Raw genomic sequence first — 25,809 nt, 5'->3', positions numbered from 1 at the left:
ATGTTTTATATAGTGTTTACATAGCAACGAAAACGCTTTCTATTTTAGTTCATGATGAAAGGGGTTTTGGGATGAAGAAGCATTGGTTAATTATGCTTTTATTGATGCTGACAATGTTAATGGTGGCATGTAATTCAGAGGGGTCGAAGGATAGTTCAAGTGGGGGTAAGGCTTCGGAGGATGATACAAAAGGTACAGCTGAGGAAGGGGGCACTATTAAAATCGGTATGCTTGCGTCATTGACGGGTGCCCTTGAGTCGTATGGGAAACAAACACAGCATGGATTTGAATTAGGAATTGATTATGCTACAGGCGGTACGATGGAGGTTAACGGTAAGAAAATAGAAATTGTCTATGAAGATACAGAAACAAAGCCTGAGGTTGCAGTACAAAAAGCGACAAAGCTATTAGAAGATGACAAGGTTGATTTTTTAGTTGGTTCCTCTAGCTCAGGTGATACGCTCGCTGTACTACCACTTGCGGAAGAATATCAAAAAATTATGGTGGTGGAGCCTGCAGTAGCGGATAGCATTACGGGCTCAGAATTTAATAAATATATTTTCCGTACAGGTCGAAATTCTTCTCAGGATGCTTATGCTGCAGCGGCGGCGATTGCGGGAAAAGGTGTTAAAATCGCAACGTTTGCACCGGATTATTCTTTTGGCTGGGACGGGGTAAAGGCATTTAAGACAGCTGCAGAAAAGCTAGGCGCAGAAATTGTTTTAGAGGAATATGCAGATCCAGCAGCAACTGATTTTACGTCTAATTTGCAAAAAGTAATTGCTGCAAAACCAGATTATTTATTTGTCGTATGGGCTGGAGCAAACTCGCCGTGGAATCAAATTGCAGATTTAAAAATTCAAGAAAAGGGCATTAAAATTTCAACGGGTGCACCAGATATTATTGCATTAAAACTTATGAATCCATTAATTGGTATGGAAGGGTTCTCTGTTTATTATCATACGTTACCACAAAATGATGTCAATAAATGGTTAGTGGAGGAACATCAAAAACGCTTCAATGAAGTTCCGGATTTATTTACGCCAGGAGGCATGTCTGCAGCCATCTCTATTGTTGATGCGCTGAAAAAATCAAATGGCGATACAGATGCGGAAAAACTTATCGGCATTATGGAAGGAATGTCATTTGAAACACCAAAAGGAACGATGACTTTCCGAAAAGAAGATCATCAAGCATTACAGTCGATGTATTCGATCCGTTTAGAAAAACAAGATGGTGTAGATTATCCAGTACCAGTGCTAATTCGTGAGCTTAGCCCTGAAGAAACGGCACCTCCAATCATGAATAAGTGAAATTACGAGACAGATATTTTCTGTCTCTCTTCACCCACTTTCAAATGAGAATGGGTGAAGAGAGATAGAAGTACTAGAAAGGAGAATACGATGGAACCTATTTTACGAACAGAAAACTTAACTATTCGTTTTGGCGGACACACAGCTGTCGACCAGGTGAATTTTAATATGCCGGAAAAGCATTTGAAATCAATTATTGGACCTAATGGAGCTGGAAAAACAACCTTCTTTAATTTGCTTAGTGGAGAATTAAAGCCGACTGCCGGGGATGTCTATTTTAAAGGACAGTCACTTGCGAAAAAATCAGCAATTGAAAGAACACGAATGGGTCTCGGGCGTTCTTTTCAAATTACGAATGTTTTCCCGAACTTGACAGTTTTAGAGAATGTCCGTTTAGCTGTGCAATCCAAGGAGAAAGTTCGTTACCAATTATTTCGCCATTACAAAAGCTATAAGGCGATTACCGAAAAAGCTGAGGAGCTATTAACACTTGTCTTGCTTGACAATAAAAGAGATGCTCTAACGACAATGCTGTCCCATGGGGAAAAGAGAAAGCTTGAGATTGCTATGCTGTTAGCACTTGATACGGAAATCCTTTTACTTGATGAACCAACGGCAGGCATGTCCTTAGAGGAGGTGCCAACGATTTTAGAGGTGATTCGCACTATTAAAAATCAAGGCGATAAAACTATTCTGCTCATTGAGCACAAAATGGATATGATTTTAGATTTGTCGGACTCGATTATGGTGCTATTTAACGGCCAGCTTCTTGCGGATGGAACACCAGGGGACATCATGAAAAACGAAACCGTACAAAATGCATATTTAGGAGGTCTGTACAATGAACACCTTACTGAAATTGAATGATGTCCAAACATATATCGGTCAATACCATATTTTGCAGGGAGTCAATTTTGAGGCCATGGAGGGGCAAGTAAGTGTACTGCTTGGTAGAAATGGAGCGGGTAAAACGACCACTTTAAAAACGATTATGGGGTTAACACCTGCCTCAAAGGGCGAGGTGGAATTTCGCTCACATTCTATTAAAAAAAGCCCGACCTATAAAGTTGCAAAATTAGGAATAGGTTATGTACCTGAAAACCAAGGGATTTTTGCAGATTTAACAGTTGAGGAAAATATGAAAGTGGCCATGCGTAAAGAAGATACGGCTACTTTCGAGCGACAAAATTATGTGCTGGAGCTGTTTCCTGATCTGAAGAAATTTTGGAAGAAGTCTGGCGGACATCTTTCAGGTGGTCAAAAACAAATGCTGTCCATGGCAAGGGCATTTATCAATGATAGTAAGTTAATGTTGATTGATGAGCCATCTAAAGGACTGGCGCCCATAGTGGTAGAGAAAGTAATGGAGGCCATCGTTGAAATGAAAAAGCAAACGTCCATCATTCTTGTTGAGCAGAACTTTCTGATGGCGAGCCGAATTGGTGATACGTATACATTGATTGATGATGGCAGAACAGTTCACTCGGGTAACATGCAGGATCTTATCCATCATGAAGAATTAAAAAGAAAATATCTTGGAATCGGATAAAGGTGGTGTACTTTATTGGAGCTATTCGTCAATTTAGTCATTAATGGCCTGGCAACTGGCATGTTAATTTTTTTACTAGCGGCAGGTCTGACGTTGATTTTTGGACTAATGGATGTTTTGAACTTTGCTCATGGTGGTTTATTCGTTTGGGGGGCTTATGCTGGGATCTTTACGTATATGTTCACAGAGAGCTTTCTAATTGGCATTGTAGGTGCCGTCGTAACAGGGGCTTTATTAGGACTCATTACTGAAAAATTAATTATCACACCTGTGTATGGCAATCATATTCAGCAAATTTTAATTACATTAGGGCTGATGCTTGTGCTACAGGAGTTGATTAAAGTTGTTTTTGGTCCAAATGGTGTGGCAGTGAAAACACCGAGCTACTTAGCAGGCAGCTGGGAAATTGGAGACGTTATTATTATAAAATATCGATTATTTATTATTGTTGTAGGTTTTATCATTTTCGCTATTTTTCAATACATGCTTAAGAAAACGAAGATTGGGCTTATCGTTCGGGCGGGTGTACAGGATAAAGAAATGGCACAGGCACTTGGCATTCATATAAAGCGAGTATTTTTATATGTCTTTATGGTTGGTGCGGCATTAGCAGCACTTAGCGGCATGTTGATGGCTCCGTATTCAGGTGTCATCTATGCGGAAATGGGCATGGAGTATGCAATCTTAGGTTTTATCGTTGTTGTAATCGGAGGAATGGGTAGTTTTTCGGGCTCACTATTGGCAGCTATATTAGTCGGTTTAGCAGGTAGCTTTATGGCTTATTACGTGCCAGTACTATCGCTTGCGGTCAATATGATTTTAATGGCCATTGTTTTAATTTTCCGTCCACAAGGTTTATTTACTATGAGAAAGGAGAGATCAACATGAAGATGAGGCTTTCAATGCAGCATGTATGCTTTTTCCTCGTGTTAGCTATTTTCGTGCTTCTCCCTTTCGTTAATGATTCAAGGACGCTCATCATTTTATTAACGCAAATTTTTATTTTCGGTATTTTAGCGATGAGTTATGACATTCTCCTTGGCTATACAGGTATTGTATCGTTCGGTCATGCGATGTTTTTTGGTTTAGGTGCCTACACAACGGCTGTCATGCTGAAACAAATGGAGCCAACACTTTCAACATTTTTATTATCCATCTTAGTCGGCATGGTGCTAGCAGGGTGCATCAGCTTCTTAGTAGGATTACTGACACTTCGATTAAAAAGTCATTTCTTTGCGATGCTGACATTATCATTTTCGGGGCTATTTTTAGTAGTAGCAGAAAAATGGCGTTCTGTTACATATGGAAATGATGGTTTTACGTTTAGAGCACCCGAAATGTTTAGAGATCGAATGACGTTTTATTTCTTCGTGCTAGCATGCTTAGTCGTTATTTTTATTGTGCTATATCGTTTCGTTAACTCACCAACTGGTCGAATATTAATTGCTGTTCGGGAAAATGAACAACGAACAAAATCATTAGGCTATAATACCTTGTACTATAAAGTGATTGCATCAATTGTGGCAGGAACCGTTGCAAGCTTAGCAGGTTCCTTATATGCTGTGTCACTACGATTTGTCAATACGAGTGTGATGACAATGGACATTACGCTAGATGCATTATTAATGACAATTATAGGTGGTGTTGGCACATTAGTTGGACCATTACTAGGATCGGCTGTTATTGAATATGCACAGCATGCACTTTCAGGGTTAGCTCGTAATTATCCAATATTTGAACGTTGGATTATCTTCTTTGGTATTCTTTATATTTTAGCTGTTATCTTTTTCCCAAAAGGAATTATTGGATCACTGCGCCTGATGTTTTGGAAATGGCGATTAAAGCACAAGGAAAAAGGCCAAACATCGGTTGCCCCGTCGCAGGAAAAGGAGCGATTTGAATGACTGTAGGTATTGTAAGTACAGGAATTTATATTCCACAAACTAAAATGACATCTAAAGAGATTGCGAGGATTTCCAATATTCCAGAGGATATTATTCGACAAAAAATGGGCATCTATGAAAAGCCTATTCCTGGTGAGCGCGATCATACGGTTCAAATGGGGATATGGGCAGCACAGGATGCAATACGCAAGGCTCATATCGACCCGAAGGACATTAATGTTGTGATTTATATGGGAGAGGAGCATAAGGAGTATCCCTTGTGGACTGCCTCTATAAAAATGCAGGAGGAGCTAGGGGCCGTAAATGCTTGGGCATTCGATGTGCAATTAAGATGTGGCACGACCATTATGGCGCTAAAACTAGCGAAAAGCTTAATGGCGTCGGATGATTCCATTCAGACTATCCTCCTAGCTGGTGGCTATCGAAATGTTGATTTTATCGATTATAGCAATCCTCGCACACGCTTTATGTACAATTTAGCAGCTGGTGGTGGCGCTATCCTTTTACAAAAAGACTATGACAAGAATCACTTATTAGAGGCAGATATTATGACGGATGGTTCGTTCTCAGAGGATGTAGTCGTGCCTGTTGGTGGTACAAAAAAACCTTTGACGCCTGATGATTTAGAAAATAATTTGTACCAGCTCGATGTGATCGATCCAATAGGGATGAGGGAGCGCTTAGAGCAAAAATCTTTAAGCAATTTTTTGAAGGTAATTCGAACATCCTTGGCGAAAAGTGGATTAACTGAGGGGGATATTAGTTATTTAGCGATGCTTCACATGAAAAAATCTGCTCATGACTATATTTTATCTGAACTAGGCTTACAGCAGGAGCAATCCATATACTTACGAGAGTATGGTCATATCGGACAGATTGACCAAATATTATCATTGCAGCTGGCGTTAGATGAAGGCCGTATCCACGATGGAGACATCGTCACACTTGTTAGTGCAGGGATTGGCTATGTATGGGGAGCTATTACGATTCGATGGGGATAAGGGGGAAATGCGATGTTAAAAACCGTTGAGCTATCAAATGGAGAAACGATTGCTTATCGTAAACGTCAAGGAGGAGAGCGTGCTATATTACTTATTCATGGCAATATGACATCCTCCAAACATTGGGACGTTCTAATCGATGCGTTGGATGAAAAATATACAATTTATGCGATAGATTTACGAGGTTTTGGTGGTTCATCTTATCATAAACCAATTTCCGCGATTAAAGATTTTAGCGATGATGTGAAGCTTTTTGTGGACGCCATTCAATTAAAACACTTTGACATGATTGGCTGGTCTACGGGCGGAGCTGTATGTATGCAGTTTGTCGCTCAATATCCAGGCTATTGTCAGCAGCTTATTTTACTAGCATCGGCATCTACGAGAGGCTATCCATTTTACACGGATTTAGGTACTGGCAAGCAAGCAGCCTTAAAGAGGGCATTTACCTATGAAGAAGTACTTGTCGATACATCTAAAACAAAATTAGTACAAGGCTTCTACGATTTGAAAAATGTGCAAGGCTTACAGTCGATCTGGAACGCACTTATATACACCCATAGTCAGCCTAGCCCGGAACACTATCAGACATATGTGGAGGATATGCTGACACAAAGAAATCTCGCTGAAGTTTATCATGCATTAAATATCTTTAATATAAGTGCTGTTGATCATGAGGTCACAAAAGGCACTCATGAGGTTCAACAGATCACCATTCCAGTTTTAGTGTTAAGAGGAGATCATGATTATGTCATAACAGAAGGAATGAATGACGAAACAATGCTCGATTTAGGTGCAAATGCACAATTCGTCAGCTTAAAAGACTGCGGTCACTCCCCATTAATTGATGATTTATCACAGCTTACAACTGAAATTGAAGCATTTTTAGAAATTGGAGGTAAAAATTATGCGTTTAAACAATAAAGTTGCCATTATTACAGGAGCTGCAAACGGGATTGGCTATGCTGCTGCTGAACGATTTATTGAAGAAGGTGCATTCGTTGTCATTGCAGATTTTAATGAAGAGTCGGGTATTTCAGCTGCCCAGCAATTAGGGGATCAGGCATTATTTGTGCAAGTAAACGTTGCGGATAGAGAAAGCGTCAAGAAGCTAGTGGCAACGGTTATAGAGCATACGGGCCGAGTTGATATTTTAGTGAATAATGCAGGTATTACACGTGATGCAATGCTAACAAAAATGACGGAAGAGCAGTTTCACCAGGTGCTTGATGTGAATTTGACTGGCGTGTTTCATTGCACACAAGAGGTGATTCCACATATGATTGCTGCCGGTGGGGGCAAAATTATTAATACATCCTCTGTTAGCGGTGTCTATGGCAATGTTGGCCAAACAAATTACGCTGCCACAAAGGCGGCTATTGTAGGCATGACCAAATCATGGGCAAAGGAATTGGGGCGCAAAGGTATCAACGTGAATGCGGTGGCACCTGGCTTTACAGAAACAGATATGGTGAAAAAAATGCCAGAAAATGTGCTTGCACAAATGCGCTCCATCGTGCCACTGCAAAGATTAGGAACACCTAGAGATATTGCTAATGCTTATTTATTTTTAGCATCTGATGAGGCTTCCTATGTCCACGGTCACACGCTTCATGTGGATGGAGCAATTATGATGTGATAAGGAGGCTTTCAAAATGTTTGTAGAGCAATCCTGGATTTTAAAACGTGCATCGTTAACACCTGAACGTTTAGCATTGGTGAACCTAGAAACTAAAGAACAGTGGACTTATCAGCAATTAACAGAGGAAATCAAAAAATGGAGTCATTTTTTTGAGCGCCAAAATTTGCAGGGAGGAAGTCGTGTAGCCGTATTTGCGAAAAATCATATTCAGCTTTTTGCTGTCTTATTCGCCTGCGGATTAAGAGGTCTTATCTACGTGCCATTGAATTGGCGTATGAGTAAAAAGGAATTGCATGATATTTTGACGGATGCTACGCCTTCTTTACTGCTTTACGATGAAGATATGAATTGCCCTTTGTCTTTTGAAAACATGCATTCTCTTCGTTTAACTAGTGAAGAAGCAGTTCTCAGCATTCGAGAACTAGACCTTAATGATCCGTGGTTAATGATTTATACAGGGGGCACAACTGGCAAGGCAAAGGGTGTTGTACTATCCTTTAATTCTGTGAATTGGAATGCTATAAATACAATTATTAGTTGGGGCTTGAGTGATAGTGATTGTACGTTAAATTATATGCCGTTGTTTCATACAGGAGGTTTGAATGCCTTATGTATACCGCTGCTAATGGCTGGCGGTACAGTTGTAATTGGTGATAAGTTTGAGGCAGAAAAAGCTCTTCAGGCAATTAATCAGTATAAGACAACGATTTCGCTTTTTGTGCCAACAATGTACCAAGCGATGATTGCGACGGATTACTTTAAGAACAGTAGTTTCCCTGCAGTGAAAGTTTTTTTATCAGGGGGCGCACCATGCCCGTATCCGATATATGACGCATTTTTTAAGAAGGGATTATTTTTTAAAGAGGGCTATGGTTTAACAGAAGCGGGGCCAAATAATTTTTATATTTCTAGGGAGACCGCCTATTTAAAAAAAGGTGCCGTGGGGAAGAGCATGCAATTCAATGAAGCGAAAATTATCAATAGTGCAGGAGAAAGCTGTGCGGCAAACGTTGTTGGAGAGCTAATGGTTAGAGGAAAGCATATGTTTCGCTTTTACTGGAATAATCAGCAGGAGACTGAAAAAATCATTCAAGATGGGTGGTTAAAAACCGGCGATTTAGCACTAATGGATGAAGATGGTGACTTTTATATTGTCGGTCGCAGTAAAGAGATGATTATTTCTGGTGGAGAAAATGTTTATCCCCAGGAAGTAGAGCAATGTATTTTACGCCATCAGCTAGTGCAAGAGGTTGCGGTAATTGGAGTGGCGGATGATTATTGGGGAGAAATCGTGGCAGCAGTTATCGTTTGCCAGGATAAGCAAGATACTGTACTAGAAGAAATCAAAGAAATCTGTAGCAAGCATCTAGGTCGTTACAAAATTCCCAAAAAGATTATGTTCATCGATGAATTGCCAAAAACAAGTGTTGGAAAGATTGATAAAAAAGCATTGCAAATGTATGCGAAAGCCGCGAATTAACAAAGAACGCTTGGAGATCTAGGCGTTTTTTGGGGTTCAATAAATGAAATGTCTCCTTGAGGAAGGAATAATACCCCTGGAAATAAACGGATAGAAGAGGCTATTCAATTGGGCCAGATTGTTGAAAATCCCCTGTGTAATTATGATAAAATATTGCGAGTGAAATCAGATTTTTAACGATTTTCAGTATTAAAGAATATATTTCAGAAACGAAGAGAGGGCAGTACTATTATGGAAAACGTATCAAATGTAGAAAAATTGGAATCAATAAAATCTTTACAATCGACACTAGAAAACTCGAAAGTGCCCTGTCACAGATGACCCAGAAAGGCGCAAATACTACCTTAGTAAAGAAACGACTCAAAGCTGTTTGCATTGGTTTAGCAATGTTAGAAAACGTTTGGAATCAAAGCCCTCATCATTATAACCAGGAAGATTTAGCAGAAGCGCGCAATGTTCTCGCTGGTTTATTACCATCAATTGAGAACATATATATGAAGTCAAAGGTTGGTAGTCCCCAAAGAACGCTTTTAGAAAGAAGAATTAAAGCGTTGGAACTAGCTGTTCAAGGGATTGATGAGCATTTAACTTCTTTCAGCAGGTGTCCGAGCACCCGCTGAAAGAAGTTAAAGCCTCCGGCGAATGTCACGGAATCGGAAAGGAGTTCTTAGAGGATGTTAGCCTAAGATCATCGCATCCATGCGATAACGGCAAACTGACCTGCAACATGTTGTTGCTGCTGCCGCTTCGCTTTCGCGCAGATAAAACCCTTTTGCTGCCGCTACGTTAGCACTGCGCTTTCGCACAAAAAACATCTGCAGGCCTAAGCACAAAGCCGATTCCGGACGCAATTATGCCGAGGCATAATTGATTAAATAACTTATCTAACTAAATAGAGTATCGGGAGCTTTAGTAAGAAATCATAGTAATCCTTTTGAAGAACATATACTGCCGCTTTGCTTTCGCGCAAAAAAAATTTGTTGCCCCGATGCCCCCAGGAAAGCACCCAGTCGGAACGGAAATCAACCCTACGTTGTGAATTTACTGTCTTCCCACTGCTCACTAACAACCTTTACTATTTTTAATATAAATGAGCTGTTAGTGAGCAGTGGCTATGCAAAAATAATATCTAGGGGAAAAGAACGATTTCCATCTTTAATAAGCGCATACAATAATTGACAAACGAATAATAGTTAAGTAAACTGAACTTAACTAAAGATGAATTGGGGCTGATAAATCTGTGCACGATTATTTAACAATGATAGACAAAATCAATCAAAAGTTTGAGCAGTTCAAGTTGTTAGTTTTACAAGAAACCAAGGAGGTTGAGGAATTAGAGAACTTTCACTTAACCCCTCAACAAGAAATTATAATGTTTTATATCATTCGCAATGAGCCCGTAATTGCGAATGATATTGCAAATCATTTTGGTATTTCAAAAAGTGCGGTTAGCCAAGTAATTTCAAAGTTAGAAGAAATGAAAATGATCTATCGTCAAGAGAATTCAATAAACCGTAGAGAGACCTTTATTTATCTGGGGGATAGAGGTCAAGAGTTTCATCAGCTTCTAAATAAAATTGACGCCATTCTTGTGGAAAAATATTATTCGAAAGTTAGCTTAACAGAGTTAAAAAATGTTCTTGATACATTAAATAGGATTGTCGGAACTAATTAAAACAAAGGGAGTTAAGATAATGGAGAAAAATTTGAAACAACTAACCAATCGTATACATTATTTACCGCATGATTCTGAAACAGATCGACCAATACTGTCCGCCATATGCGGGAATCACCAAACATTAATTGTAGATGCAGGAAATTCTAATAAACATGCTAAGTTATTTCTTGGTGAACTAGATCAATATCAAATTAATAATTTTCATTCTGTAGTATTAACACATTGGCATTGGGATCATAGCTTTGGAACAAATCAGATGAATCTAGTAACCATAGCACATGAAAATACAAAAATGCATCTTGAAAAAATGATGAACTATGATTGGTCAGATGAAGCTTTAGATAATCGTGTCGAAAAAGGCCTAGAGAATCAGTTTTGCTCCGACATGATAAAGAAAGAATATGGAGAAGACAGAAATATTACCATCACTTTACCTAATATTACTTTTAAAGATAAATATGAGATTGAATTAGGTGGTATTCGGTGTATAGTCAAACATGTAGGTGGAGATCACTCTTATGACTCATCACTTATTTTTGTAGAGGAAGAAAAAGTACTTTTCTTAGGGGATTGCTTGTATCCAAGTATTTACACACAACAACCACAATATAAAATTGAAAATGTTAGACATCTCTTAGAAATCATTGAAATGTTCGATGCCGAAATTTATGTACTTTCGCATGAACCCCCATTATCTAAAGAGGATTTTATGGGGTATATCATGTTGTTGAAGTTGATTTGTGACTTAACAGAAAAACATCAAAGAAACCACTCGAATTTGGTTAATGAACTATCTACTCAACTAAATCGTAAATTAAGTCAGTTAGAAGAAGAAATCGTATATTGTTTTATTAACGGATTATCAGTTGATTAAAATAAAGTTGTAAGCGGTATGTAGTTCCATTATAGAACCGAAAAAAACGCTTGGAGATCCAGGCGTTTTTCAATCCTATAAATGAAATGCTTCCTTAATGCTCAAAGCAACTTCTTTGGCACTCAAGTTTGTGTTGTTGATCTTGAGATAATTTGCATAATTTAATTCGCCCTCTAAGGAATTTAATCTGTATTTTTCCATCGAGCTTTTCAAATCTTTTTCAGACCATTCGATATCTCTTTTCGAAGGTTTATGCTCAAGTCGATTACCACTTTTATTTCGTTCCAATCTTTCTACTACATCAGCTTCAAGTTCTACAAAATAAACAGTACCTCCTCTAGATTCAAAAAGCTTTGCAAGGTCGTCGACATAATCCCAATCCTCCTGCATATCAAAAGCCCAGACATAAGTAAAAATTAAACCATACAAATTACTTTTCGATACCTCTTCAAATATTTCCTGACGAAACAAATTAACTAATCTTTTTCCTTCAGTCGTACCATAACTAAAAAAATGACTAACTAAATCGATCGTCATATGGTTATGAAAAAGCTTTAAATCCGTTATTTTAGCTAATTCCTGTCCAACAGTCATTTTCCCAACTGCTTGAGGACCGAATATTAAAACAAGTTTCATAATCTCTCTCCTCTCCAATCAACTTATCCATATAATATCTTTTTATGTGTATTTAGATATAAAAACCATATATAGATATATTAACATAAATTTCAAGATCCTCTTTGGGAATGTCGAAAGCTTCGGGCGTGTTGATGAGGAAAATATAATCCTAACTTTCGTCGTAGAGAAAAGCTTATCGGAAGGCGAAACTATGAACGGAGAGTATTTTTTCTGTGCGAAAGATGGAGCGACAGAAACATGTTTTAATAAATTGTTATTCAACAAATATTAGAGAATTATTGTCTTTCCTATTGCCACTGCTCACTAACAGCTCATTTATATTAAAATTGTTAATTTATTGATAATGTATTGAAACTATTTACAGAATAATGTTTAATAAAAATGGATTACATTTTATACATAATATTCCTGTTAAATATGAGAAAGGAGAGAAAAATTATTTGCGCACTTTTAAAATTAGTACCAAATTTAATTTGCTATTAGTGGGAGTTATCCTGTTTTTAAGCATTATGATTGGATTTGTATCCCATATACAAGTGAAGCAAATTATGCTTAATAATTTTGAGCAGAGTGTAAGCCATATTTCAAAGGTCGGCTATGCGCTTCTAGAAGAACGATTTAAGGGAGATTGGACTATTAAAGATGGGGAACTTTACAAAGGGGATTCAAAAATAGTTGATCAGGAAGCCTTTGTTGATGAGGTTGGAGAAAGCATCGATGGTGGTGTAACCATTTTCCAAGGCTCAAAAGGGCTTATTACTAATCTAAAGCTAAATGGCGAACGTTTAGTTGGCAAAGATGCTGATCCAAAAGTCGTTGAAAATGTAATGACTAAAGGGGAAACCTTTATTGGTGAGGCAGATGTAGTAGGAACGAAATACTTAACACTCTATGCACCTATTAAAGATGCAAATGGAGACATCATTGGGATGTGGTTTGTCGGTGAAACGATCGATGAAGTGAATGCTATTATTTTTGCATTTATCGGCAAGCTTCTCATTGTATTGTTCATCGGAGCTGTCATTGCTATATTAGGTAGCTTCCTCTTTACAAGAGCATTTGTGAAGCCGCTTCGTGAAATGAATGCTCAACTTCGAGATATTGCGGATGGAGAGGGAGATTTAACAAAACAGCTACAAATTAATTCCAAAGATGAAGCAGGTGAGCTTGCGCAATCGTTTAATAAAATGCTGACAAGCTTAAAGGTAGTCATGCAACAAATAGCACAATCCTCTAAACAAGTTGATGTATCGTCTGATGGCTTAACATCTAAATCACAGCAAACGGCGGATATGACGAGACAGCTAACTTCAACACTTCAAGATTTAGCCGATGGTTCAAGAACAACATTACATAGCACTAGTGATAGCTTAACGGCCATGCAGGAAATGGCGATTGGCATCCAACAAGTTGCTGAAACCGCTTCAACGGTTTCAGATGCTGCTGATTTAATGAGTGATGAGGCTGCTCAAGGAAATGACTCTTTGAATCGTGTATTGAATCAAATGACAATTATTAATGAATCATCCGACCATGTAGAGGCGCAGGTGCGAATATTAGGTGATCAGTCACAGCAAATTGGCAATATCGTTGATGTGATTACAAGCATCGCCGATCAAACGAATTTGCTTGCCTTGAATGCTGCCATTGAAGCGGCTCGTGCGGGTGAGCAAGGAAAAGGCTTTGCTGTCGTTGCGGATGAGGTTCGTAAATTAGCAGAACAATCAAAGGAATCTGCTGACCAAATAGCATCACTTATTCATTCAATTCAAAATGACACGGCCAATGTTATTACGGCTATTTCTAGTAACTCGAAAGAAGCTGCCGCAGGTATGGATGTTGTCGATGATACAAAGCTAGCCTTCCATAAAATCATGCAGTCGATTAAGGGGGTTAGTACACAGTTGCATGACATCTCTGCTGTGACGGAGCAAATGTCCGCAAGTGTTGAAGAAGTTACTGCCTCAACAGAAGCAATGGCGCGCATTGCAAACAAGGCAACTGAAAGCACCGACCACGTTACGTTAACAGCGGAGGAGCAATTAGCTTTCATAGATAATATGGCTTCTTCTGCCAAAGAGATGGCACAACAGGCAGACGAGTTGCAAGGCTTACTAAAGAAATTCCAATATTAGTTGAAAAACGCTTGGGTCCTAACGGGTTTACCTTGGGGACGAACAAGTACCTAAAAAGAAAAAAATTAATCCAGCAAATACACTAAACGAACACTCCTAAAAAGGAGTGTTTTTTAGTTGTATGGGATTTTATGTTAAAGTTGGATGCAAGGAATATAAAATGAGGAGGAAGCTGAGATGCAGAGCACATATAAGAAATTTATTTCTACACAAAGGTTCCCATAATACGAACATATCAGTAAAATAGAGTAGGTTAGGGGGACTATATTTTGAAAGATCAACGCTTTAAAATTGCGCATCGAGAGGCGCTTATCGGTATCGGGCTTGTTATCGTCAACTTTGCGATTTGGTTTGGCTTTGCCTATGGACTAGGCTCTGGTGATCCAACAAGCTATACGTATGTATTCGGTTTCCCTGCATGGTTTTTCTATAGCTGTATTGCAGGGACATGCTTTATGATTATTTTAATCTGGGTCGTCATGAAACTCTTTTTCAAAGAGGTACCATTTGACGATGAGGAGGTGGATCAATAATGCACTGGCAAGTTATTTTTCCACTGTTATTATTTTTAGTAATCATCTTTGGTATTGGGATATGGTCAAATAAGCATATACGCTCTTCCGATTCATTTTTACAGGAATACTTCCTTGGTGGTCGTGAAATGGGCGGCTTCATCCTTGCGATGACAATGATTGCTACGTACGGTAGTGCAAGTAGCTTTATTGGTGGTCCAGGCGTTGCTTACACGAAAGGGCTTGGCTGGGTATTACTGGCGATGGCGCAGCTTCCTGCAGGTTATTTTGTTTTAATGATTTTAGGGAAGAAATTTGCTATTATCGCAAGACGTTATCAAGCCATCACGTTAATAGACTTTTTACGAGAACGCTATAAGAGTCATGCCATTGTCATCCTATCAGCCATTAGCATCATCATCTTTTTATTTTCTGCAATGATGGCACAATGGGTAGGTGGTGCTCGATTAATTGAATCATTAACTGGCTTAAACTACACAATTGCACTCTTTATTTTTGCGATTTCCGTATTGGTTTATGTTATTATTGGGGGCTTCCGTGCGGTTGCATTGACGGATACTGTGCAAGGCTCGATTATGGTCATTGGAACGATTATTTTATTAATTGGGACAATCATCGCTGGTGGAGGAATCGATAATATTATGACCTCACTTGTCGCTGAGAATCCGAATCTTGTGTCTCCATTTGGAGCAGAAGGTGAATTAACGCCATTATACGTTTCTACATTTTGGATTTTGATAGGTGTCGGAGTTGTGGGGCTTCCACAAATCGCAGTTCGTGCTATGAGCTATAAAGATTCAAGAAGCATGCATTTAGCCATTATCATTGGCACTATTGCCATTGGGACAATTATGTTTGGGATGCATCTAATTGGTGTTTTAGCACGTCCAGTAATACCAGGTATTGAGATTGGTGATAAAGTAATGCCGCTGCTGACGTTAAAGGTTTTGCCGCCATTTTTAGCTGGCATTGTTTTAGCAGCACCCATGGCAGCAACGATGTCTACAGTCAACGCGCTACTTATGCTTGTAAGCTCTACAGTAGTGAAAGATATTTACTTAAATTATATAAAACCAACAGCGAATGATACGGAAATTAAGCGTGCGAGTTTTATTGTTACAGCAGTGATTGGTTTAGCCGTCGTCGTTTTTGCACTTAATCCACCAGATTTATTAGTTTGGCTTAATTTATTTGCTTTTGGCGGACTTGAGGCAGTCTTTATTTGGACCGTCGTACTAGGACTATATTGGAAAAAGGCCAATAAGTATGGTGCGATTGCGTCAATGATTTCGGGTATGATCCTTTATATTATCATTGATCGTTTTTATCCTTCTGTCTTTGGCATGCATACTGTGACAATTCCAATAGTCGCTTCATTATTGATATTTGTTATTGTTAGTTTATTAACAAGTCATAAATTTAAAGATGAAAAGTTGTTTATTTAAATTAGAGAACGCCGTAGAGTGAATGTCTACGGCGTTTTATACTGTAGAAAATAAGCAAAACGCATAGAATGTTCGAAATGATGGATAGACTGTCCAAAATTGTGGATAGAACGTTCAAAGTGACGGAAAGACCCTCCTGAGTGACGGATGGAACCTCCGAGGTGGCGGATAAAACCACTGAAACGACGGAAAGAACTTGAAGTGACGGAAAGACCACCCGGAGCGACGGAAAGAATCATTGAAGAAAGAATCATTGAAGTGACGGATGAAACCTCAGAAGCGACGGAAAGAACCCCTGAAACGACGGAAAGAACTTGAAGTGACGGATGGAACCTCCGGAGTGACGGATAAAACCACTGAAATGACGAAAAGAACTTGAAGTGACGGAAAGACCACCCGGAGCGACGGAAAGAATCACTGAAGTGACGGATGAAACTTCCGAAGTGACGGATAAAACCACTGAAACGACGGAAAGAACTTGAAGTGACGGAAAGACCCCCCCGGAGCGACGGAAAGAATCACTGAAGCGACGGATGGAACCTCCGAAGTGACGGAAAGAACCACTGAAGCGAGGGAAGGATCCTCCAAATAATGGCTAGAATCACAAAGTCGTGGATAGAACCTTCGAAATCGTGGATAGAGCGTCCAAAATCGTGGATAGAATCCCTGGATTGATGGATAGAAAGTTCAAAGTGGCGGATAGACCCCTGAAGCGACGGATGAAACTTCCGAAGTAGCGGATAAAACCACTGAAACGACGGAAAGAACTTGAAGTGACGGAAAGAATCATTGAAGCGACGGATGAGACCTCAGAAGCGACGGAAAGAACCATTGAAACGACGGAAAGACCCCCCGAAGCGACGGATAAAACCCCTGAAACGACGGAAAGAACTTGAAGTGACGGAAAGACCCCCCGGAGCGACGGAAAGAATCACTGAAGCGACGGAAAGAACCTCCGAAGCGAGGGAAGGATCCTCCAAATAATGGCTAGAATCACAAAGTCGTGGATAGAACCTTCGAAATCGTAGATAGAGCGTCCAAAATCGTGGATAGAATCCCTGGATTGATGGATAGAAAGTTCAAAGTGGCGGATAGACCCCTGAAGCGACGGATGAAACTTCCGAAGTGGCGGATAAAACCACTGAAACGACGGAAAGAACTTGAAGTGACGGAAAGACCACCCGGAGCGACGGAAAGAATCATTGAAGTGACGGATGGAACCTTAGAAGTGACGGATAAAACCCCTGAAGCGACGGAAAGAACTTGAAGCGAACGGAAAGAACCTCCAAAGTGACGGATAGAACAACTGAAACGACGGATAGCCTCTCCGATATGAAGGGTGGAATGCCCATAGAAAGCTAAAACGCCGTAGAGCTAGATATCTACGGCGTTTTTTATGTAATCATAAGCATTTTTAGTTAACAAAGTAATCGTTACGATAATAAATAATACGCGAACAAAGCCGCTACCTTTTTTAATCGCCATACGTGAGCCTACAAGTGCACCGGCAATTTGAGCTATGCCCATTAGTAAACCATAGACATAATGAATCTGACCTAAGTAAGCGAACATTAAAAGACCCGCAAAATTACTTGCTAAGTTTAAAAATTTGGCATTTCCTGCTGCCTTTAAGAAATCGAAGCCGACTAATAAAAAGCTAAAAATTAAAAATGAGCCAGTTCCTGGACCAAGAAACCCATCATAAAAACCAATTGTAAATAACAACAGCATGAATAAAACTAAGTGTGTAAACTTTAAATTTTTGACTGCAGCTACTGAACCCCAATCTTTTTTAAAGATGGTATAGACTGCAACAGCAGCAAGCATTATGAGCATGAGTGGTTTTAGTAATTCAGGATTGATTAAATGGACAGTCCAAGCCCCAAAAAGTGATCCTATAAAGGCTAGGGGAAAGTATTTGATAACTGACCGAATTTCTAGCTGACCAGAACGATAAAAAGAAATGGTTGATGTCAAAGAACCCATAGTGCCGGCAAGTTTATTGGTTGCTACGGCTGCTGCTGGATTTAAACCAGCAAACATAAGGGCAGGTAAAGCAATTAAGCCTCCACCTCCAACGACCGCATCCACAAAGGCGGCTAAAAATCCAAAAGATATTAATAATATGACTACATTTACATCTAATTCAAATAGCATGTGTGCACCTCTCAATAGTTACTACTGAAATAGTAACTAAATTTCGCGAGGCTGTAAAGACTAATTTTTTCGTTGGCTTATCTTCATAGGCTTATCTTATAATAGAGGTAATGGAGGGATTCGATGGAATTATTAATCGCCCAATTAAAAGAATTGGGATTCACAGAATATGAAGCAAAGGCCTATACTGCACTTGTCCAAAATAGTCATGTTAGTGCCTATCAAGTAAGTAAAAACTCCGGTATCCCTCGTGCAAGAATATACGACATACTTGATGTACTTGTTGAAAAAGGGTTAGTATTGAAAGAAGAAACGGCAGATCAAACGACATACTCTTCCATTCCTGTCGCTGTGTTTTTACAACAAATTCAACAACGTTGGCAGTCAAATTTCACATCGATTAGTGATCAATTAGAAAAATTAGAGGTAAAAGAGCAGGAAGCGGAGCATAAGGTTGTCACATTAAAAGGCAAAGAGGCAATCGTTAATTATTGTCAGTCTTTATTAAAAAAGGCGGAGAAAAAAGTCATATTATCAATGTGGGAAGATATGTATGAAGAATTGCGGGAAGATATACATGAGATAGCGAAACATATCCCTGTTCATGGAATTACCTTGTATGTGGAGGACCATTTAGCTTCTATTGACCAACACCGTATCACTCGCTATACGAGGAATGCGTCTACACCTCATTGGTTTATTTTATCGGTAGATGGCAAGCAAATGATTTATGGTCACTCTCCGTCAAATCAGGAAACGGCTTTTATTACCAATGATCCTGTTCATATATATTTATTAGAGGATTATATATGGCATGACGTGCTTATTAATCGCCTTTTAAAGCGCGATGATACGGAGCTTGAGGAATGGATTACTAAAGAACGTAAAGCATTTTTCTTAGAATGAAAGTATTGAAAAAGAATCTGCAAGCCGTCATGTACATTACAGAAGGCGAGCAGATTCTTTTTTTCGTTAAATATTAATAAAATACTTTATCAACATTGTATTTAGCGCGGAATGAATTGATCGCGTATGTTTCGTAAATTTCACGTTCCATTGGATCTTCCACTTCATACACTTCAATTTTGAAAATTTCATTACGGTGATTTTTCATCGGTGACACATTGTCCTCGAAATGCTTTTTAATACGTTGACGAATTTTACGTGCTTTACCGACAAATAATAGTTCGTTCTCTTCATTGTAGAATAAGAAAATACCACCGTTTTCACGTGTGATTTTATGGAAATCAATAAAACCATGGTACGGTGTGATTGGTACATCACCTGGCTTTAAATCTTGTTCGCGTTGGCGAATTACTAAATCTGGTTTTGGAAATTCAATTTTAATCAAAGTATTCACGTTCCTCTCTGTTACTAAAGGTATATGTTAACATAAGTACAGCATGTTTACCATCAAATAATGAATGTAAACATTCAAGATTAGTGTTAAACAAATTACATAATGACATGCATGGTTAATAACAAAATATTCTATGTATTATTGATATTCTTAATTGTTCATGTTACAATTCTTTTTAATTAAATAATCTCATCATGAGAAATTGAGGGATTGTTTTAGAAACCCAGTCGTACCAAGGGTTTGAAGTACATGATAAGATGTTGGGTAGATTAAAGTTTATTTGTTATTAATAATACACTTCTTATTGTCTATTAATTTAGATGAGGAGAGGTGTATTTTTTTATGCTGTTAAAGTTTGCTTATGATGATTTTATTGCAGACAGAAAATTCAACAATACGACTCAAGCAAGTATCAATAGTTACAAATACATGATTAAGCCGTTCATCGACAAATATAATTGATAGGATTATCTAAAAAAGAGAATATATGTTTAATTTTGAAATTTATTCCTGAATTTTACGTATAACAATTAGAGGGGGGATATAACTTGGCTAATAAACAAAAAAATCCAATTCCATTTTTGAAAAAAACTTGGGTGTCTTCTATTGGTGTATTTTTATTGTCACAGATAATCTTTATTACGTGTGAAGCAACAGGATGGATACCTAATTATAGAGATATTGGCGGAACGTTTATTGGAAGAATTACGGAATCTTCAATTTTCAAAGAGTGGTTTACTTTTTATGAAACACCAAATTTCAATTTACTTACTATCTTTTTTGGCATCTTTCTTGTGTTTGGAATAATAGAGGCGATAAAAAGTGTTTTTTCACCAAGGTCTACATAAGTAAAGACTATAGCAAAAGTATCACTAGGGTGTAAAGATAAATAACTAAACTATAATTTCCCTAAAAACATAATGACATGCATGATTAATAACAAAATATTCTATGTATTATTGATATTCTTAATTGTTCATGTTACAATTCTTTTTAATTAAATAATCTTATCATGAGAAGTTGAGGGATTTGGCCCGATGACGCTTCAGCAACCTCTAACGAAAGTTAGAAAGGTGCTAATTCCAGCAAAGGATTTGTCCTTTGAGAGATAAGAGTGAACGTGGAAAAATCCTTCTCATTCTATCTCAAATGGAATGAGGAGGATTTTTTAATTTCATCGAAAAAGAAGACTTAATGAGTTTTGAACAGGGCCTGTGCATGGAGACTAAGGCCCAATTGATTTTAACTAGAGAGGGGAATGCAAGATGCCAATTAATATTCCGAAAAACTTACCAGCTGGAGAACATTTACGTGAGGAAAAAATCTTCGTAATGGAAGAGGACAGAGCGAAAACTCAACAAGTTCGTCCGTTAAATATATTAATTTTAAACTTAATGCCAGAAAAAGAAAAAACAGAACTGCAATTACTTCGTTTATTGGGGAATACACCATTACAAGTGAATATTACATTTTTAAATACAGCTACGCATGAATCAAAAAATGTTAGTAAATCACATTTACAGTTATTTTACACGACTTTCAATCAAATTCGTCATCGCCGCTATGATGGCATGATTATTACGGGTGCACCAGTAGAAAAAATGGAATTTGAAGAAGTGAACTACTGGCAGGAAATTTCTGAAATTATGGATTGGTCCAAGACAAACGTAACATCGGTTTTACATATATGTTGGGGTGCACAGGCAGCGTTATATCATCATTACGGTATTGGTAAAATTGGGCTGCCTGCTAAATGCTCAGGTGTATATTCGCATGTTATTACGGATTTAACAGTGGACTTAGTACGTGGCTTTAGTGATTCATTTACTGCACCACATTCACGTTATACATCCGTATCAATTGATGAAGTACTTAGCCATCCCGATTTACGATTACTATCTTATTCTGAAGATGCTGGTGTTTTCATTGTGCAATCTAAGGATAATAAAAACATTATGATTACTGGTCATCTTGAATATGATGCAACAACTTTAGCTGATGAGTATAGTCGTGATGTTGCGAAAGGATTAGATATTGATGTACCAGTAAATTATTTCCCACATGATAATCCTGCAAATGAACCGATTAATACTTGGCGCGCCCATACACATTTATTATTCTCGAATTGGTTGAACTACTATGTTTACCAAGAAACACCATACGAATGGGATTTTGTCGATCAGATTGAATATCATATTTAAAACCGCTCAATTACAATAAAGAAAAATGATGACTTTGATATTTCAGGGTCATCATTTTTTCACGCCATTATGCTGTTAATTTTCTGATGAATTTTTATTTCTATCACTGCTTGGAGTATTGCCGGTATCGCTATCATTCTGTGTAGTATTGTTGCTACTATCACTCTGCGAAGGATTTTCGCTGTTACTTGCACTTTGAGTAGAATTATCGTTATTACTACTACTTTCATTTTGAGTAGTATTACCGGCATTGCTACTACTTTCATTTTGAGCACAATTATCAGTATTACTATTACTTTTTTGTGTAGCTTTTCCGCCATTGTTACTTGCACTTTGAGTAGAATTATCGTTATTATTACTACATTCATTTTGAGTAGTATTACCGGCATTGCTACTACTATCACTTTGAGTAGAATTATCGTTATTACTAATACTTGTACTTTGAGTAGCATTTCCGTCATTGTTGCTACTTTCGTTTTGAGTAGAATTATCGTTATTACTACTACTTTCATTTTGAGTAGTATTACCGGCATTATTGCTACTTTCACTTTGTGTAGCATTTCCACCATTACTGCTACTTCCACTTTGAGAAGAATTCCCGCCATTGTTGCTACTATTACCCTGAGTAGAGTTTTCGTCATTACTATTACTTTCACTCTGTAAAGAGTTTCCGCCATTGTTGCTACTATCATTTTGAGTAGAATTACCGTTATTACTACTACTTTCACCTTGTGTATCATTTCCAGCATTGCTACTGCTATCACTCTGTGAAGAATTATCGTTATTAGTATTACCTGCACCTTGAGTAGCATTACCGTTATTACTACCATTTTCATTCTGTGTACTACAATTACTTTTTGTATTATTACCGTTGATTTTGCGAATCTTCGCGACAAGTAGTAAAACTAATGGTAATAAGATAGCGAAAATAAAGGAAAAAATAGGCCAGGTTTCTTTATTGTAAATTTCTGAATGAATGATACTAGGATGAACAATTTGTGAAAGTCCAAGGATAATCATTCCGAATGGAAAAATGAGCGGTCGATGATTGTTAATTTTACATATTTGTGCGATGCCGATGACCCCAGCGTAAAAAAACATAAAAGTTTTAATATAAATTGATATTATCCACATTGCTGCCATAATAACTTCAATACGCTGCAAAAAATTCCCGATTGAAATTCTTTGGGCTAATGAATAGCTAGGAAATGTCCTAGAAGCAGTATTTGTTGGACCTAGGACAAGGATAGCCAGTGTGATGATAGCAATTAAGACAATCCCTCCAAGAATTGTGCCAATGTAAAAACCTTTTTGGGCTGATTCATGGACGTTAACAGAAGAAGGAAAAATCATTAACAATATGACAAGTGGCAATGAAAAAATACTCATTAATCGAATAATACTAAAGAATAATGATTTTGCTGGTACTTCCATTATTGGCTGTAGATTTTCCATATGGACGGATGGTGAAATACAAACTACAAAAAAAATAAAAATTAAAATAAACATTGCGAATAGTATTTCTGCAGAACGGGCAAAAACTTCAATTCCTAGAAATGCTGCATAAATAATGATAATACTGAACAGAAAAGCAAAGGCCATCATAGGTGTTTCTGGCATAATTTCTGTTTTCATGAAAATGCCAATGAAATATAATAATTCACCAGCAGAAAGAAAGGATAGAATAATAAAGCCAATCGAAGTTATTTTTCCGAAAAAACGACCTAATATCTTTTCATTAGCCTCTACAAATGTAAGGGTAGGTGTCCGTTTTCCTACAGTAACGAAAAGCTTTATTAAGAGTAAACTTAGAACGACACTAATAATCGCTGCAATCCAGGCATCTTGTTTCGCTTCACTTGTTACACTAGCAGGGCTAATTAAAATAGCTGTCCCAATTGAAGAGAGAAGGGTAATGATCATAAATTGTCTTGAGCTAATTATTTCTTTTTCCATATGAACGCTACCCCTTTTCTCTTAACATAAAGTTCCTTATTATTTTATCAAGGAGACAATTAAATCTTTAATTGGTGAAATGGGCTTGGAATTTTGATCCTTAATGGACCTCAATATTTAATGCAGCGACGATCAATAAAAAAATCGAAAAAATAACAATTGTTTTTGTTTCTTTATTTTTAAAAATTTTGGAATCATTCGTTTGATTCCTTTTTTTGCTATGCTGTTAACTTTCTGGAGAATCTTTATTTTTATCACTGTTTGGAGTATTCCCGGTATCGCTATCATTCTGTGTAGTATTGCTTGAAGCGTTATCACTTTTGCTCGGTGAAGGATTTTCACTATTACTGCTACTTTCATTTTGAGTACAATTAACGTTATTACTACTACTTTCACCTTGTGTAGCATTTTCGCCATTGCTAGTACTATTACTCTGTGAAGAAGTATCGTTATTACTACTACTTTCACCTTGTGTATCATTTCCGCCATTGCTAGTACTATTACTCTGTGAAGAAGTATAGTTATTATTGCTACCTGCACCTTGTGTATCATTTCCGCCATTGCTAGTACTATTATTCTGTGAAGAAGTATCGTTATTATTGCTACTTTCACCTTGTGTATCATTTCCGCCATTGCTAGTACTATTACTCTGTGAAGAAGTATCGTTATTATTACTACTTTCACCTTGTGTATCATTTCCGCCATTGCTAGTACTATTACTCTGTGAAGAAGTATCGTTATTATTGCTACTTGCACCTTGTGTAGCATTTCCGTTATTACTACCACTTTCATTCTGTGTACTACAATTACTTTTCGTATTATTTCCTTGATTACCGTTAATTTTGCGAATCTTCGCGACAATTAATAAAACTAATGGTAAAAAAACCATGAAAACGAAGGAAAATATAGGCCATGTGTCTCTATTGTAAATATCTGAATGAATGATATTAGGATGAACAATTTGTGAAAGTCCAAGGATAATCATTCCGAATGGAAAAATGAGCGGTCGATGATTGTTAATTTTACATATTTGTGCGATGCCGACGACCGCAGCGTAAAAGTACATAAAAGTTCTAATATAAATTGAAATAATCCACATGGTTGCCATAATAACTTCAATACGCTGCAAAAAATTCCCGATTGAAATTCTTTGAGCTAATGAATAGCTTGGAAATGTCCTAGCTGCTGTATTTGCCGGACCTAGGACAAGGATAGACAGTGTAATGATAGTAACTAAGACAATCCCTCCAATAATTGAACCAATGTAAAAGCCTTTTTGTGCAGATTTTTGGACGTTAACTGCAGAAGGGAAAATCATTAATAATATGACAAGTGGGAATGAAAAAAGACTTATAAATCGAATCATACTAAAGAATATTGATTTTTTTGGCGTTTCCAATATTGGCTGTAAATTTTCAATCTTGATGGATGGTGAAATACAAATTACAAAGAAAATAAAAATTAAAATAAATACAGGAAATAGTATTTCTGCAGAACGGGCAAAAACTTCAATTCCGAGAAATGCAGCATAAATAATGATAATACTGAACAGAAATGCAAAGGCCATCGTAGGTGTTTCTGGCATGATTTCCGTTTTCATGAAAATTCCAATGAAATATAATAATTCACCTGCAGAAAGAAGGGCTATAAGAATAAAGCCAATCGAAGTTAATTTTCCGAAAAAACGACCTAGTATCTTTTCATTAGCCTCTATAAATGTAAGGGTAGGTGTCCGTTTTCCTAGAGTAACGAAAAGCTTTATTAAGGGTAAACTTAAAACGACACCAATGATAGCTGCAATCCATGCATCTTGCTTTGCTTCGATTGTTACACTAGCAGGGAGAATTAAAATGGCTGTCCCAATTGAAAAGAGAAGGGTAATGATCATAAATTGTCTTGAACTAATTATTTCTTTTTCCATATGAACGAAACCCCTTCTCTT

General features: G+C 37.6%; 27 protein-coding genes, 1 pseudogene and 1 riboswitch. Of the genes and pseudogenes, 18 read left to right on the top strand and 10 right to left on the bottom strand.

Annotated elements, in window-relative coordinates:
• Positions 1-71 precede the first annotated feature (71 nt).
• From ABH966_RS05725 to ABH966_RS05670, 12 genes and pseudogenes are all read left to right on the top strand, one after another.
• On the top strand, positions 72-1,313 hold the full coding sequence (locus ABH966_RS05725; protein WP_370076584.1) for a substrate-binding domain-containing protein: 1,242 nt from the start codon (positions 72-74) through the stop codon (positions 1,311-1,313).
• 90 nt (positions 1,314-1,403) lie between these two features.
• Complete coding sequence (locus tag ABH966_RS05720; RefSeq protein ID WP_370076582.1) at positions 1,404-2,180, top strand: ABC transporter ATP-binding protein; 777 nt, start codon at positions 1,404-1,406, stop codon at positions 2,178-2,180.
• Positions 2,155-2,862 carry an ABC transporter ATP-binding protein gene (locus ABH966_RS05715; protein WP_370076580.1) on the top strand — a complete coding sequence of 236 codons (708 nt, stop codon included), beginning with the start codon at positions 2,155-2,157 and terminating at the stop codon, positions 2,860-2,862. Before ABH966_RS05720 ends, ABH966_RS05715 begins: the two co-directional genes overlap by 26 nt.
• Positions 2,863-2,877: 15 nt before the next feature.
• Positions 2,878-3,750 (top strand): branched-chain amino acid ABC transporter permease, encoded by an 873-nt coding sequence (locus tag ABH966_RS05710; protein WP_370076578.1) that lies wholly within the window; start codon positions 2,878-2,880, stop codon positions 3,748-3,750.
• Between the two features lie 2 nt (positions 3,751-3,752).
• Entirely contained in the window at positions 3,753-4,766 is a 1,014-nt protein-coding gene (locus ABH966_RS05705) for a branched-chain amino acid ABC transporter permease (RefSeq protein ID WP_370076678.1), read from the top strand.
• On the top strand, positions 4,763-5,767 hold the full coding sequence (locus ABH966_RS05700; protein ID WP_370076576.1) for a 3-oxoacyl-ACP synthase: 1,005 nt from the start codon (positions 4,763-4,765) through the stop codon (positions 5,765-5,767). The genes ABH966_RS05705 and ABH966_RS05700 overlap by 4 nt, the downstream gene beginning before the upstream one ends.
• Before the next feature lie 12 nt (positions 5,768-5,779).
• The gene (phaZ, locus tag ABH966_RS05695; RefSeq protein ID WP_370076574.1) at positions 5,780-6,691 is read left to right on the top strand and encodes an intracellular short-chain-length polyhydroxyalkanoate depolymerase; all 912 of its coding nucleotides are present in this window, start codon (positions 5,780-5,782) and stop codon (positions 6,689-6,691) included.
• Entirely contained in the window at positions 6,675-7,406 is a 732-nt protein-coding gene (gene fabG, locus ABH966_RS05690) for a 3-oxoacyl-ACP reductase FabG (RefSeq protein ID WP_370076572.1), read from the top strand. The genes phaZ and fabG overlap by 17 nt, the downstream gene beginning before the upstream one ends.
• Before the next feature lie 16 nt (positions 7,407-7,422).
• A complete protein-coding gene (locus ABH966_RS05685; RefSeq protein ID WP_370076570.1) occupies positions 7,423-8,889 on the top strand; it encodes a class I adenylate-forming enzyme family protein in 1,467 nt (488 codons plus the stop codon).
• Positions 8,890-9,120: 231 nt separating this feature from the next.
• Positions 9,121-9,509 (top strand): annotated as a pseudogene (locus ABH966_RS05680) (hypothetical protein).
• Positions 9,510-10,129: 620 nt separating this feature from the next.
• Positions 10,130-10,564 carry a MarR family winged helix-turn-helix transcriptional regulator gene (locus tag ABH966_RS05675; RefSeq protein WP_370076568.1) on the top strand — a complete coding sequence of 145 codons (435 nt, stop codon included), beginning with the start codon at positions 10,130-10,132 and terminating at the stop codon, positions 10,562-10,564.
• Between the two features lie 19 nt (positions 10,565-10,583).
• Positions 10,584-11,441 carry an MBL fold metallo-hydrolase gene (locus ABH966_RS05670; RefSeq protein WP_370076566.1) on the top strand — a complete coding sequence of 286 codons (858 nt, stop codon included), beginning with the start codon at positions 10,584-10,586 and terminating at the stop codon, positions 11,439-11,441.
• Positions 11,442-11,516: 75 nt separating this feature from the next.
• Here the strand turns inward: ABH966_RS05670 and ABH966_RS05665 are convergent, their stop codons facing one another.
• Positions 11,517-12,077, bottom strand: a complete 561-nt coding sequence (locus ABH966_RS05665) for an AAA family ATPase (protein WP_370076564.1) — start codon at positions 12,075-12,077, stop codon at positions 11,517-11,519.
• A 443-nt stretch (positions 12,078-12,520) separates the two neighbouring features.
• Between ABH966_RS05665 and ABH966_RS05660 the strand changes: the two genes are divergently transcribed.
• From ABH966_RS05660 to panF, 3 genes are all read left to right on the top strand, one after another.
• Positions 12,521-14,215 (top strand): methyl-accepting chemotaxis protein, encoded by a 1,695-nt coding sequence (locus ABH966_RS05660; protein WP_370076562.1) that lies wholly within the window; start codon positions 12,521-12,523, stop codon positions 14,213-14,215.
• Between the two features lie 269 nt (positions 14,216-14,484).
• Entirely contained in the window at positions 14,485-14,748 is a 264-nt protein-coding gene (locus ABH966_RS05655; protein WP_370076560.1) for a YhdT family protein, read from the top strand.
• Positions 14,748-16,193, top strand: coding sequence for a sodium/pantothenate symporter (gene panF / locus ABH966_RS05650; protein WP_370076558.1), 1,446 nt, complete (start codon positions 14,748-14,750; stop codon positions 16,191-16,193). The genes ABH966_RS05655 and panF overlap by 1 nt, the downstream gene beginning before the upstream one ends.
• A gap of 26 nt (positions 16,194-16,219) precedes the next feature.
• Here panF and ABH966_RS05645 read toward each other — a convergent pair whose 3' ends face one another.
• The 6 genes from ABH966_RS05645 to ABH966_RS05620 all read right to left on the bottom strand — a co-directional run bounded on the left by ABH966_RS05645 (position 16,220) and on the right by ABH966_RS05620 (position 18,350).
• Positions 16,220-16,447 carry a hypothetical protein gene (locus tag ABH966_RS05645; RefSeq protein WP_370076556.1) on the bottom strand — a complete coding sequence of 76 codons (228 nt, stop codon included), beginning with the start codon at positions 16,445-16,447 and terminating at the stop codon, positions 16,220-16,222.
• Between the two features lie 160 nt (positions 16,448-16,607).
• Complete coding sequence (locus ABH966_RS05640) at positions 16,608-16,781, bottom strand: hypothetical protein (RefSeq protein WP_370076554.1); 174 nt, start codon at positions 16,779-16,781, stop codon at positions 16,608-16,610.
• Between the two features lie 13 nt (positions 16,782-16,794).
• On the bottom strand, positions 16,795-17,025 hold the full coding sequence (locus ABH966_RS05635) for a hypothetical protein (RefSeq protein ID WP_370076552.1): 231 nt from the start codon (positions 17,023-17,025) through the stop codon (positions 16,795-16,797).
• A complete protein-coding gene (locus ABH966_RS05630) occupies positions 17,003-17,173 on the bottom strand; it encodes a hypothetical protein (protein WP_370076550.1) in 171 nt (56 codons plus the stop codon). Before ABH966_RS05630 ends, ABH966_RS05635 begins: the two co-directional genes overlap by 23 nt.
• Before the next feature lie 13 nt (positions 17,174-17,186).
• Entirely contained in the window at positions 17,187-17,396 is a 210-nt protein-coding gene (locus tag ABH966_RS05625; RefSeq protein ID WP_370076548.1) for a hypothetical protein, read from the bottom strand.
• A gap of 171 nt (positions 17,397-17,567) precedes the next feature.
• Positions 17,568-18,350, bottom strand: a complete 783-nt coding sequence (locus ABH966_RS05620) for a TSUP family transporter (protein WP_370076546.1) — start codon at positions 18,348-18,350, stop codon at positions 17,568-17,570.
• 123 nt (positions 18,351-18,473) lie between these two features.
• Here ABH966_RS05620 and ABH966_RS05615 point away from each other — a divergent pair, with 123 nt between their 5' ends.
• The gene (locus ABH966_RS05615) at positions 18,474-19,256 is read left to right on the top strand and encodes a TrmB family transcriptional regulator (RefSeq protein WP_370076544.1); all 783 of its coding nucleotides are present in this window, start codon (positions 18,474-18,476) and stop codon (positions 19,254-19,256) included.
• A 73-nt stretch (positions 19,257-19,329) separates the two neighbouring features.
• On the opposite strand, the gene ABH966_RS05610 is transcribed toward ABH966_RS05615, so the two are convergent.
• The gene (locus ABH966_RS05610; RefSeq protein WP_370044156.1) at positions 19,330-19,701 is read right to left on the bottom strand and encodes a nucleotide excision repair endonuclease; all 372 of its coding nucleotides are present in this window, start codon (positions 19,699-19,701) and stop codon (positions 19,330-19,332) included.
• Between the two features lie 557 nt (positions 19,702-20,258).
• Between ABH966_RS05610 and ABH966_RS05605 the strand changes: the two genes are divergently transcribed.
• Together ABH966_RS05605 and metA are read left to right on the top strand one after the other, a co-directional pair.
• The gene (locus tag ABH966_RS05605; protein ID WP_370076542.1) at positions 20,259-20,558 is read left to right on the top strand and encodes a YfzA family protein; all 300 of its coding nucleotides are present in this window, start codon (positions 20,259-20,261) and stop codon (positions 20,556-20,558) included.
• Positions 20,559-20,714: 156 nt separating this feature from the next.
• A riboswitch (SAM riboswitch) is annotated at positions 20,715-20,825 on the top strand.
• A 150-nt stretch (positions 20,826-20,975) separates the two neighbouring features.
• The gene (gene metA / locus ABH966_RS05600; RefSeq protein WP_370076540.1) at positions 20,976-21,911 is read left to right on the top strand and encodes a homoserine O-acetyltransferase MetA; all 936 of its coding nucleotides are present in this window, start codon (positions 20,976-20,978) and stop codon (positions 21,909-21,911) included.
• Positions 21,912-21,986: 75 nt separating this feature from the next.
• Here metA and ABH966_RS05595 read toward each other — a convergent pair whose 3' ends face one another.
• Both ABH966_RS05595 and ABH966_RS05590 read right to left on the bottom strand, forming a co-directional pair.
• On the bottom strand, positions 21,987-23,867 hold the full coding sequence (locus ABH966_RS05595) for an endospore germination permease (protein ID WP_370076538.1): 1,881 nt from the start codon (positions 23,865-23,867) through the stop codon (positions 21,987-21,989).
• Between the two features lie 226 nt (positions 23,868-24,093).
• On the bottom strand, positions 24,094-25,788 hold the full coding sequence (locus ABH966_RS05590; RefSeq protein ID WP_370076536.1) for an endospore germination permease: 1,695 nt from the start codon (positions 25,786-25,788) through the stop codon (positions 24,094-24,096).
• Between the last annotated feature and the right edge of the window lie 21 nt (positions 25,789-25,809).

This window comes from Lysinibacillus sp. RC46, from assembly GCF_041262385.1.
Classification (GTDB): domain Bacteria; phylum Bacillota; class Bacilli; order Bacillales_A; family Planococcaceae; genus Lysinibacillus.
Note: the sequence above shows the minus strand (reverse complement) of the source record. Positions and strands in the feature narration are given on the sequence as shown.

Coding starts and splice junctions, on each gene's coding strand:
- ABH966_RS05665 (WP_370076564.1), bottom strand. CDS start 12,077: ATGAAACTTGTTTTAATATTCGGTCCTCAAGCAGTTGGGAAAATGACT.
- ABH966_RS05590 (WP_370076536.1), bottom strand. CDS start 25,788: ATGGAAAAAGAAATAATTAGTTCAAGACAATTTATGATCATTACCCTT.
- panF (WP_370076558.1), top strand. CDS start 14,748: ATGCACTGGCAAGTTATTTTTCCACTGTTATTATTTTTAGTAATCATC.
- metA (WP_370076540.1), top strand. CDS start 20,976: ATGCCAATTAATATTCCGAAAAACTTACCAGCTGGAGAACATTTACGT.
- ABH966_RS05615 (WP_370076544.1), top strand. CDS start 18,474: ATGGAATTATTAATCGCCCAATTAAAAGAATTGGGATTCACAGAATAT.
- ABH966_RS05645 (WP_370076556.1), bottom strand. CDS start 16,447: ATGATTCTTTCTTCAATGATTCTTTCCGTCGCTCCGGGTGGTCTTTCC.
- ABH966_RS05715 (WP_370076580.1), top strand. CDS start 2,155: ATGAACACCTTACTGAAATTGAATGATGTCCAAACATATATCGGTCAA.
- ABH966_RS05720 (WP_370076582.1), top strand. CDS start 1,404: ATGGAACCTATTTTACGAACAGAAAACTTAACTATTCGTTTTGGCGGA.
- phaZ (WP_370076574.1), top strand. CDS start 5,780: ATGTTAAAAACCGTTGAGCTATCAAATGGAGAAACGATTGCTTATCGT.
- ABH966_RS05635 (WP_370076552.1), bottom strand. CDS start 17,025: ATGGTTCTTTCCGTCGCTTCTGAGGTCTCATCCGTCGCTTCAATGATT.
- ABH966_RS05670 (WP_370076566.1), top strand. CDS start 10,584: ATGGAGAAAAATTTGAAACAACTAACCAATCGTATACATTATTTACCG.
- ABH966_RS05725 (WP_370076584.1), top strand. CDS start 72: ATGAAGAAGCATTGGTTAATTATGCTTTTATTGATGCTGACAATGTTA.
- ABH966_RS05625 (WP_370076548.1), bottom strand. CDS start 17,396: ATGATTCTTTCCGTCGCTCCGGGTGGTCTTTCCGTCACTTCAAGTTCT.
- ABH966_RS05700 (WP_370076576.1), top strand. CDS start 4,763: ATGACTGTAGGTATTGTAAGTACAGGAATTTATATTCCACAAACTAAA.
- ABH966_RS05620 (WP_370076546.1), bottom strand. CDS start 18,350: ATGCTATTTGAATTAGATGTAAATGTAGTCATATTATTAATATCTTTT.
- ABH966_RS05595 (WP_370076538.1), bottom strand. CDS start 23,867: ATGGAAAAAGAAATAATTAGCTCAAGACAATTTATGATCATTACCCTT.
- ABH966_RS05685 (WP_370076570.1), top strand. CDS start 7,423: ATGTTTGTAGAGCAATCCTGGATTTTAAAACGTGCATCGTTAACACCT.
- fabG (WP_370076572.1), top strand. CDS start 6,675: ATGCGTTTAAACAATAAAGTTGCCATTATTACAGGAGCTGCAAACGGG.
- ABH966_RS05705 (WP_370076678.1), top strand. CDS start 3,753: ATGAGGCTTTCAATGCAGCATGTATGCTTTTTCCTCGTGTTAGCTATT.